The sequence below is a fragment of the Polaromonas sp. genome (assembly GCF_031411155.1).
In the GTDB taxonomy this organism is placed as follows: domain Bacteria; phylum Pseudomonadota; class Gammaproteobacteria; order Burkholderiales; family Burkholderiaceae_C; genus Polaromonas.
The window spans coordinates 1-10,538 of the sequence record NZ_JANOAL010000113.1 but is presented as its reverse complement, the minus strand read 5'-3'; the positions used below and the strand labels follow the sequence as shown (position 1 = coordinate 10,538).

Genomic DNA, 10,538 nt, shown 5'->3' with positions numbered 1-10,538 from the left:
GCGCTGCGCTGGGTGGTGACGCGGCGCTACCGGCCGGCGGGCAACGCCAGCATGGGCCAGCGCATTGGCGGCTGGGTATTGCAGGCGCGCTGGATTGTGCTGGCGGTGATGCTGGTCAGCGCGGTTGCCATTTTGCTGGTTTTTCCGACCATGAAGCAGGAGTTGTCGCCCATGGAAGACCGCGGCGTGATCCTGGCCAATGTCAACGCGCCCGACGGCGCCACGCTGGACTACACCGACCGCTATGCGAAAGTGCTGGAAAAAATGGGCGAACCGTTCAAGGAGTTTGACCGCATCTTTGCCAACGTCGGCAACCCAACGGTGGCGCAGGCCACGGTGGTGTATCGCACGGTGGACTGGGACGACCGCACGCGGTCCACCATGGACATGGCGCGCGAGCTGCAACCCAAATTCAATGCACTGCCAGGGGTCACCGCCTTTCCGATCACGCCGCCTTCGCTGGGCCAGGGCTTTCGCGAGCGGCCGCTCAACTTTGTGATCCAGACCTCCGACAGCTACCAGAACCTCAACACCGTGGTGCGCCAGCTGCTGGACGAGATTGCCAAGAATCCCGGCATTGTCTCGCCCGACGTCGATCTGCGCCTGAACAAGCCCGAGCTGCGCGTCGAGATGGAGCGCGACAAGGCGGCCGACCTCGGCGTGAGCATTGAAGTGGTGGCCAAGGCGATTGAAACCCTGCTCGGCGGCCGCAACGTGACGCGCTACAAACGCGATGCCGAGCAGTACGACGTGATTGTGCAGACCCAGGCCAGTGGCCGCAGCACGCCCGAGGACATCGACCGGATTTATGTGCGCGGACGCAATGACGCGATGATTCCGCTCTCCAGCCTGGTGAAGGTGCGCGAAAGCGTGTCGCCGCGCGAGCTGAACCATTTTGGCCAGCGCCGATCGGTGTCCATCACCGCCGGCCTGGCGGGCGACTATTCGCTGGGCGAGGCCCTGACCTTCATGGACCAGACCGCTGCCAAGGTCCTCAAGAGCGGCTACAGCACCGACCTGAACGGCACCTCCCGCGAGTTCAAGAATTCGCAGGGCGCACTGGCGATTGTGTTTGTGCTGGCGCTGGTGTTTATCTTTCTGGTGCTGGCGGCGCAGTTCGAAAGCTTTGTCGACCCGCTGGTCATCATGCTGTCGGTGCCGCTGTCCATGATTGGTGCGTTGCTGGCGCTCAAGTGGTCGGGCGGCTCGCTCAACGTCTATTCGCAGATCGGGCTGATCACGCTGGTGGGGCTGATCACCAAGCACGGTATTTTGATTGTGGAGTTCACCAACCAGCTGCGCGGCCAGGGCATGGAAATGATCGATGCGCTGGTCAAGGCGTCGGCGCAGCGCCTGCGCCCGATCCTGATGACCACGGGCGCCATGGTGCTGGGCGCGCTGCCGCTGGCCCTGTCGCACGGTGCCGGCGCCGAAAGCCGCACCCAGATTGGCTGGGTGATTGTGGGCGGCATGTCGCTGGGCACCTTGCTGACGGTGTTTGTGGTGCCCACCATGTATGCGCTGTTTGCGCGCAAGGCGATACCGGGTGCCAACACGGCGGTGGCCAAAGAACAGCCGGATGCGCATCATGAGCATCCGGAATACGTTGCCAAATAGCTAAGGACGATCGAAAGCTTGCATGGGACTCTCCTCCCAGCAGGGGCCGCGGAACCGGCTTTGCCGGGCCGCAGGCGCAGCGCCCCCTCGGGGGGCAGCGCATTACACGCAGTGAAAAGCGTGGGGGCTAGATCGCACCCTCAAACATCATCACATCGACTTCATCGCCCGGGGCGACATTGCCCTGCGCATGGTGCAACACCATCAGGCCATTGGCCTCGGCCATGGAGCGCAGCACGCCGGAGCCCTGGTTGCCGGTGGTCTTGACCTGCAGCGTGCCATCGGCGGCGGCGGACACCCAGCCGCGCTGGTATTCGGTGCGGCCCGGTTTCTTGCGGATAGCCTCCAGGCTGCGCGCCCTGAGCAGCGGCGGCGGCGCGCTGCTGGCTCCCATCATCTGCAGCAGGGCGGGGCGCACAAAGGCCAGAAAAGTCACCATCACCGCCACCGGGTTGCCGGGCAGGCCGAACAGGATGGCGCCTTCAGGAGTGCTATTATTTCGATAGCTTGCAAGGTGCGCATTATCTGGGCCAGAGGCCAATTTGACCGATGAAATGCGCCCCACGGCCATGGGCCGGCCAGGCCGCATTGCAATGCGCCAGAAGGCCACGTCACCGAGCTTCTTCATCATGGTCTTGGTGAAGTCGGCCTCGCCCACGCTGACGCCGCCCGAGGTGATGATGGCGTCGGCCTGCGCGGCGGCCCGGGTAAACGCAGCTTCCAGCAGGGCCGGGTCGTCGCGCACCACGCCCAGGTCAATCACCTGGCAACCGAGGCGGCTGAGCAGGCCGAAGACGGTGTAGCGGTTGCTGTCGTACACCGCGCCCTCGCGCGGCGCGTCGCCCAGCGACAGGATTTCGTCACCGGTGGAAAAGTAGGCGACCCGCAGCGGGCGCCAGCACAGCAGCGTTTTGAGGCCCAAAGAGGCTGCCAGCCCAAGACGTGCGGGCGTGAGCAGCTCACCCTTTAATAGCGCTGGTTGGCCCTGCGCCAGGTCTTCGCCGCGCAGGCGGCGGTTGTCGCCCAGCTGGAGCAGCCCGGGGGGAATGCCGATCACGTCATTCCGGGCACTGACAAACTCCTGCGGCACCACCGTGTCCAGCCCCGCCGGCATGATGGCGCCGGTCATGATCTTGACGCACTGGCCGGATTTGACGTGGCCATCGCGCCCCTGCCAGGCCTTGCCTGCCAGTGCCGTGCCCACCACCTGCAGTTCCAGCGCCGCACCGCCTGCCAGCTGCCGGCCGGCAAAGGCGTAGCCGTCCATGGCCGAGTTGTCATGCGGCGGCACATCGAACGGCGACACCACGTCTTGCGCCAGCACCCGGCCCAGCGCTTCAAACAGCGGCAGCTCAACGGCATCTTCAACCGGTGAGACGAGCCGGGATAAAAACAGCTGCACATCGGTGGCCGACATGGCCTGCGGGTCGTAGCCCTGCAGTTCGGCGGCAATCTGGCTCAGCGTGGTCACGGCAGGCGCGACTCCAGCAGGTGCAGCTCGGCCAGCGTGTTGGCATTGAAAAAGCCGCGCGCATCATCACCGGGCGCGTTGAAGGGCACGATCACGGTTTTGTGCTGCGCCGTCCATGCGTCAATCTTGCGGCCCCCGCCCTGGGTGAAGCGCATCAGGCTTTCCAGCATGTCGGTCGCCATCAGGCAAAACACCGGCTGCGGCCTGAGCTGCAGCTGGCCCTGCTCGTCTTCCTCGGGTGCGGCGGCCACTGCAAAGTCGGCATCCTCGCGCACAAAGGCATCGGCCATGCGCGCCACCAGGTCGTGCGGAAACAGCGGCGTGTCGCAGGGCACGGTGAGCAGATAGGGCGTTTCGCAGCGCTCCAGGCCTGTCATGAAGCCGGCCAGCGGCCCGGCAAACTCGCCCAGGCTGGTGCTGTCGGGCCAGACCGGAACGCCAAACGACTCGTAGGCGGCCAGGTTGCGGTTGGCATTGATCATGATGTTGCCGACCTGGGGCGAGAGCCGCATCAGCGTGTGCAACGCCAGCGGCACGCCATTGAAGTTTTGCAGGCCCTTGTCGACCCCGCCCATGCGCGAGCCGCGGCCACCGGCCAGAATCAGGCCGGTAATGGCTTCTGCGTGCAGCGGGACATGATGATCAGAGTTGGACAAGTCAGCCTCCTATGTAGCTCATTTCGACCCGCTTGCGGCCGTCTGCCGGACCGGCATCCGGAGGCATGGCCGCGCGCAGTTCCGAATAGCGATCCGTGCGCGCCTGCCAGATGTAGGCCACCGCGCCGGCGATCTGCTCGTCGGCGGCGCCGTTGCGCAGCAGGGCGCGCAAATCATGGCCCTGGCTGGCGAACAGGCATAAAAAGAGCTTGCCTTCGGTGGTCAGCCGGGCCCGGTTGCAGTCGCTGCAAAAGGCCTGCGTCACGCTGCTGATGACGCCAATCTCACCCGCGCCGTCGGCATAGCGCCAGCGCTCGGCGGTTTCACCCAGGTAGTTGGCGTCGATGGCGGTGACCGGAAACTCCGCGTGGATGCGTTCAATCACCTGCTTTGAAGGCAGCACCTCGTCCATGCGCCAGCCGTTGGTGGCGCCCACGTCCATGTATTCAATAAAGCGCAGCACCGCGCCCGAGTGGCGAAAGTGCCTGGCCATCGGAATGATCTCGGCGTCATTGGTGCCGCGCTTGACCACCATGTTGACCTTGAGCGGCTCCAGTCCGACCTTTTGCGCCACTTCAATGCCCTTGAGCACATCGGCAACTGGAAAATCCACATCGTTCATGCGGCGAAAGGTCGCATCGTCCAGCCCGTCCAGGCTCACGGTGACGCGCTGCAGCCCGGCGTCTTTCAGCGACTGGGCTTTTTTGGCCAGCAGCGAGGCATTGGTCGTCAGCGTGATGTCCAGCGGCTTGCCGGCGGGCGTCTGCAGCCTGGCCAGCATTTCTATCAGCACTTCCAGGTGCTTGCGCAGCAGCGGCTCGCCGCCCGTGAGGCGGATTTTTTCGACCCCGTGCGCCACAAAAATACGCGCCAGCCGGGTGATCTCCTCAAAGCTCAGCAGCGAGCTTTGCGGCAAAAAGGCGTAGTCCTTGTTGAACACCTCGCTTGGCATGCAGTAGCTGCAGCGAAAGTTGCAGCGGTCCGTCACGCTGATGCGCAAATCCCGCAGCGGGCGCGCCAGCGTGTCGCTGAGCAGGCCGGTGGGCGCCGTCAGCAGCGCCGGAATGGCCGGCACGCGCGCGGCGTAGCGAAGGTCTGCCAGGGGGATGATTTTGTCGGTCATGGTAAAGGGCCCAGAGGCTGAATTTACTCTATTGGCCCGGCCGGGGCAGCAAAGTTGCGGCCTTATCCCCAAGCGCAGCGCGTTATTGCACCATTGATTGAGCAAGGACAACGATTATCCGTGGGTCCTCTTCACACCAGCAGGGGCCGCGGAACCGGCCATGCCGGGCCGCAGGCGCAGCGCCCCCTCGGGGGGCAGAGAGCCACACGCAGTGGGCGAACGTGGGGGCCCTACACACACCGCGCCCCGTCCACCTCAATGCAGATGCCGCTGATGAAGTCGGCCTCGTCGCTGGCCAGGTAGAGCGCGGCGTTGGCCACGTCGAGCGCGGTCGAGAAACGCCCCAGCGGAATGCTGGCCCTGAAGATCGCCCGGCGCTCCTCATCGAGCGGGCCGCCGGCAAATTCGGCCGACAGGCCGGTGTCGGGGTTGAACACCGGGTTGATGCAGTTGACCCGGATGTTGTCCGGCCCCAGCTCGGCCGCCAGCGACTTCGAGGTGGTGATGACCGCGCCCTTGGAGCCGTTGTACCAGGTCAGGCCGGGGCGCGGGCGTACACCCGCCGTCGAGGCAATGTTGATGAAGCTGCCGCCGCCCTGCGCCCGAAACACCGGCGTGGCATGGATGGTGGCCAGGTAAATGCTTTTGACGTTGATGGCGTAGCACTTGTCGAAGTCCTCTTCGCTCACGTTCAGGGCCGGCTGGTTGCGGTGGGTCCAGCCCGCGTTGTTGACCATCACGTCGAGCTTGCCGTAGCGCTGCACGGCGGCGGCCACCAGCGCCTTGACCTCATCGGATTTAGTGACGTCAGCCGCAAAGAACGAGGCCACGCCGCCCGCCTTGACGATGGCGGCCACGACTTTCTCCCCCAGCGCCACGTTGATGTCATTGACGATGACCTGCGCCCCCTCGGCCGCCAGCCGCCGGGCAATGCCCTCGCCAATGCCGCCACCCGCGCCGGTGACGATGATGGATTTATTCTTGACGCGCATGCGCTGGCTCCCCGTTTCTGTTGTTAAGTGAGCTTGTGGCATCTTTACGCCAGGCCAGACGATCACCCATGCCTAACCGCCACCGTCTTCAAGGTGGTAAATCCATGCAGCGCCTCCAAGCCCTTCTCACGCCCATAACCCGATGACTTCACACCGCCAAACGGCAGTTCCACGCCGCCGCCGGCGCCGTAGTTGTTGATGAAGATCTGGCCGCTTTTGACGCGTTTGGCCATGCGGAACTGGCGGGCGCCGTCGCGCGTCCAGATGCCTGCCACCAGGCCAAACTGCGTGGCGTTGGCAAGCTCGATGGCGTGGTCTTCGTTCTTGAAGCTCATGGCGCACAGCACCGGGCCAAACACTTCTTCCTGCGCCAGCCGGTGCGTTACCGGCACGTCGCGCAGCAGGGTGGGGGCCTGGTAAAAGCCGGTGTCGGGGGCTTCGTCCACGATCTGGCCCTGCGCCACCATCGGGATGTTGGCAACCTGCGCATCGCTTAAAAAATCCCACACGCGCTGCTGCTGGCTTTGCCGAATCAGCGGGCCCACGTCCAGGTCCATGCTGGCCGGGCCGACGCGCAGGTTCTCGAAGGCCTGGCCCAGTCGCTCCAGCAGCGGCTCGTAAAGGCTTTGCTCGACCAGCAGGCGCGAGCCGGCCGAGCAGGTCTGGCCGGCGTTTTGTACGATGGCGTTGAGGATGGCCGGAATGGCGGCATCGAGATCGGCATCGGCAAACACGATTTGCGGGCTTTTGCCGCCCAGCTCCAGCGTGACCGGGCAATGGCGCTCGGCCGCGACCTGCTGAATCAGCGTGCCCACCGTGGGGCTGCCGGTAAAGCTGATGTGGTCTATGCCGGGGTGGCGCGCCAGCGCGTCGCCGACCTCGTGGCCGTAACCGGTGACGATGTTGATGGCGCCGGCCGGAAAGCCGACCTCGGCCGCCAGCTGCGCGACGCGAAGCAGCGACAGGCAGGCGTCTTCGGCCGGCTTGACGACGCAGACATTGCCCGCCGCGAGTGCGCCGCCCACGCTGCGGCCAAAAATCTGCATCGGGTAGTTCCACGGAATGATGTGGCCGGTGACGCCATGCGGCTCGCGCCAGGTCATCACGCTGTAGCCTTCCTGGTAGGGAATCGTGTCGCCGTGCAGCTTGTCGCAGGCGCCGGCGTAAAACTCGAAATAGCGCGCCAGTGCTGCCGTATCGGCCCTGGCCTGCCGGACCGGCTTGCCGCAGTCGCGCTGCTCGATCAGCGCCAGTTCTTCGGCGTGTTCGGCCACCTTGTGGGACAGCCGCATCAGCAGGCGGCCGCGTTCGGCGGCGCTGAAGCGGCGCCAGACCAGCTCCAGGCAGTCGTGGGCGCTACGCACCGCCAGGTCAATGTCGAGTGGGTTGCTGCGCTGAATCTCGTCAAAAACCTGACCGTCGGACGGGTCAATCACCGGAATGGTTCTGCCGGACGAGGACGGGATGGAAGCGTTGGCGATGTAATTGAGTTGCATGCACAGGATTTTGCTCCAAACCCGGTTTTTGCCTGAACTGGGCATCGAATTGGCTGTATGCCCAGTCAGCACGTGCCATGCCAGCTATGAAATTAATAGCTAATCCGGGGTTTGTGTGTCGCTGGGCGGGCGCGCTTCAGGCGCCGCCTGCCGTGCCGCGAGCGATTCTCAGGCTGCAGTAGCAAGGCTGGGGCCTGGAAAACCGTGTCATTCATCACGTTGATGGGCGATTTCACGGCGCCGATTACCAAACTTAACAGCAAGGAAATCCGGTTTTATGTAGGATTGAGCCTACAAAAAAGTGCTTTCGGTACAGGGGCGCGGCTTGTGCTTCTACGCCATCCCCGCCTTTACCGCCCGGCACCACCGCAGAGAAACACCGCTTTCGCGCTCTTTGCCCCCTCCCATACCGCCATTCGCAGCCACGGACGTTGAAACGGCCGGTGCAGCATTTTTTTGACAGGACACAGGTAATGACCGATTTATCACCAGGCCGGACCGAAGCACTCCCCGCCGACGAAGCGGCTGACGCCCCGGCGGGGCTGCTCAACCTGATCAAAAGCGCGCTGAGCCGTCTGCAGGACTGGTGGTCGCTCCAGAACAAAGGCATCAAGCTGGCGGTGCTGGCCATCGTGCTGATGATTCCGGCGACGGCTTTTTACGCCTGGTCAACGCTGCAGCGCCAGGAAAAAATGGCCAGTGAGGTCAAGGCCATGGCCACGACTGGCGCGAACGGCGAAGCGGTCTGGAGCTACAACAAAGCGCTGCCCGTGGTGTTTGGCACCGGCTCGGTGCTGGGCTTTCTGGAGGCCAACCCGGTCGCGCGTATCACCATCATCTACCGGCCCATTCTCTGGACCGTCTCCGAGCGTTTCGTGTTGATTGAGTCGCAGGGCAAGCAATATGCCTACTACCCGTCCGACATGGAGACCCAGATCCTGACCGACAAGGCCGTGACCGCCGCCTGGGGAGGCAAGCTGACCTTTGTTCCCAAGGCGGCGCTGGACCCTGCCAGCCTGCAGGTTTTTGCGCGCCTGGAGCAACGCTTTGCCGAAGCCCGCCCGCAATCGGAACTGGACTCCTGGAAAGCCGGCGCCAGTGCACTGCTTTCAGTCTCGCTGACCGCGGGCCTGCTGGCTTTCCTGTGGTTTCAGATGGGCGGCCAGCGCAAGGCCCTGAAGTTCATTGCGCCCGGCGAGATCAGCGGGGACATTGACGACCTGATTGGCATGGACGACATCAAGGCCGAGGTGGCCCAGATCCGGGACCAGTACGAGCGCCGCACGGAATACGCCGCCTACGGCGTCAACAAGCCCTTCAATGTGATGTTCAGCGGCCCGGCCGGCACCGGCAAAACCAAGCTGGCCAGCTACCTGGCCAAGGAACTGGAGCTGCCCATCCTGTTTCACTCGGCGGCGAACCTGGAAACCGGTTTTGTCGGTGGCGGCTCCAACACCTTGTCGCGCATTCTGGCGCTGGCCAAGAAGCGCAAGCGCTGCATCGTTTTTCTGGATGAGGCGCAAGACCTGTTCATGCGGCGCGGCGGCAACCGCAAGTTTGACGACGATACCCAGAACATGCTGCTGGCCGTGCTGGACGGCGTGCGGACCCGGCTTGACACCGAAATCATCTGGATCGTCGCGTCAAACTTCAATTCCGAAAACCTGCAGATGGACGAGGCCATGCTGCGCCGCTTCCAGATGAAGGTGGACTTTCGCATGCCCAACCGGGCCGAGCGGCTCGGCATCATCCAGCACTACCTGAAGCAGCGTGCCGACAAGGTCATGCCCGACCTGGACCTGCGTCACTTTGTCGAGTTGACCGAAGGCAGCAGCCCGGCCGACCTGGAAACCATGGTCAACCAGGCCGGCATTATTGCCGTCAAGTCCGGCGAAATGATAGGCGCCGCCACCCTGATGCAGGCCGCCGAGCGGGTGCTGGTCGGCAACGTCAACGACAACACCACGCAGGAGCGTGAGCGCGACCGGCGCATCATTGCGGTTCACGAGTGGGGCCACTTCCTGATGGACTTCCAGCACGAGCGCGAACTGGCGCAAGGCGACTGGGACACCCTGCTGGCCGAGATGAAAACCATCAAGATTTCGCTCAAAGCCAACGCGCGCAACAACGCCCTCGGCTTCGTGCTGCACAAGCAGGGCAGCAACCTGCTCAAGACCAAGGGCGACATGGAGCACGACGTGCGGGTGCTGCTGGCCGGCATGGCCAACGAGGAGCTGTTTTTTGGCGAAGACGGCACCACCAGCGGCGCGCACAACGACATCACCAAGGTCACCCGGCTGTTGCACCACGCGGTCGGCGAGATGGGCATGTACCGCAAGACGCGGCTGAACTACGCGGCCTTGACGAAAGACGGCGCCAGTGTTGCGCCCGACGAGGAAACCCGCAGCATCATGGAAGCGCAGAGCGAAAAGCTTTATGGCCAGACCAAAGCCGCGCTGGCGCAGCACATGGAGTTGACCGAGCATTTGACCGCCTGCCTGATGAAGGCCGGTGAAATGACCCTGCGCGAGACCCTGGACGAAATCCGCCGCTTCGAAAAAGATCTGCCCCAGCGGGCCAAGCCCGCAGCGGCGCAGGATGAGCCGGCGATGCTGCTGGCGGCCTGATCCAGACAACCCCGGCCGACCCACGGCCAAGCCCGGCCAACCCCGGCCGGTAAATCTCTGGCGACGCTTGCGGGGGCATTGACGCGAGTCCGTGCCTGGGCGCACACACGGCTTCTTGGCATTGACCCGAGCCAGTCCCAAATGGTGGGACTCCGTGCGGTTTGGCGGGCTAGCCATTCTTGATGCCCGTCCAGTGCTGAACCACAATGAACGCGCGTCCATCCGGAGCACGGCTTCCTTGGGCTTTCAGTCTTCAATCAATTTAGTCAGGCATCAGCATGTACATCGGAGAGCAACTCATCAATCCTCCGGCAGAGCGCTTGCGCCTGTCGGCCCAGCTGGGGGTGGAGCGGGTCGTGATTGACAACCGCGGCACCGGCCTGGTGGCGCCCGGCGGCCTGTGGGACCTGGCCAGGCTGCGCGCTTACCGCGAATGGGTCGAGGGTTTTGGCCTGAAGATAGACCTGTTTGCGCTCGACGTGGGTGCCATCCTGCTGGACTTTCTGACCGACGAAGCCAGCGCCCGGCGCCAGGCCCAGGTGCTGCAGCAAAACAT

General features: G+C 64.0%; 8 protein-coding genes. 3 read left to right on the top strand and 5 right to left on the bottom strand.

What is annotated here, in order from left to right; genetic code table 11:
- Positions 1-1,617, top strand: a 1,617-nt coding sequence (locus tag RMO23_RS07805; RefSeq protein ID WP_309680165.1) for an efflux RND transporter permease subunit, incomplete at its 5' end; no start/stop codon positions are given.
- A gap of 127 nt (positions 1,618-1,744) precedes the next feature.
- Here RMO23_RS07805 and glp read toward each other — a convergent pair.
- The 5 genes from glp to RMO23_RS07780 form a co-directional block, all read right to left on the bottom strand.
- Entirely contained in the window at positions 1,745-3,088 is a 1,344-nt protein-coding gene (gene glp, locus RMO23_RS07800; RefSeq protein WP_309680163.1) for a gephyrin-like molybdotransferase Glp, read from the bottom strand.
- Positions 3,085-3,663, bottom strand: a complete 579-nt coding sequence (gene mobA / locus RMO23_RS07795; RefSeq protein WP_309680167.1) for a molybdenum cofactor guanylyltransferase MobA — start codon at positions 3,661-3,663, stop codon at positions 3,085-3,087. The genes glp and mobA overlap by 4 nt, the downstream gene beginning before the upstream one ends.
- Positions 3,664-3,745: 82 nt before the next feature.
- Positions 3,746-4,867: a GTP 3',8-cyclase MoaA gene (gene moaA, locus RMO23_RS07790; protein ID WP_309680161.1), complete on the bottom strand. Its 1,122-nt coding sequence runs from the start codon at positions 4,865-4,867 to the stop codon at positions 3,746-3,748.
- 230 nt (positions 4,868-5,097) lie between these two features.
- Positions 5,098-5,859, bottom strand: a complete 762-nt coding sequence (locus RMO23_RS07785) for an SDR family oxidoreductase (RefSeq protein WP_309680159.1) — start codon at positions 5,857-5,859, stop codon at positions 5,098-5,100.
- Positions 5,860-5,921: 62 nt separating this feature from the next.
- The gene (locus tag RMO23_RS07780; RefSeq protein WP_309680157.1) at positions 5,922-7,355 is read right to left on the bottom strand and encodes an aldehyde dehydrogenase family protein; all 1,434 of its coding nucleotides are present in this window, start codon (positions 7,353-7,355) and stop codon (positions 5,922-5,924) included.
- 473 nt (positions 7,356-7,828) lie between these two features.
- On the opposite strand from RMO23_RS07780, the gene RMO23_RS07775 reads away from it, so the two are divergent.
- Together RMO23_RS07775 and RMO23_RS07770 are read left to right on the top strand one after the other, a co-directional pair.
- Complete coding sequence (locus RMO23_RS07775) at positions 7,829-9,982, top strand: AAA family ATPase (RefSeq protein WP_309680155.1); 2,154 nt, start codon at positions 7,829-7,831, stop codon at positions 9,980-9,982.
- Positions 9,983-10,260: 278 nt separating this feature from the next.
- Positions 10,261-10,538: hypothetical protein (locus RMO23_RS07770; protein WP_309680153.1), on the top strand; the 278-nt coding region annotated here is incomplete at its 3' end.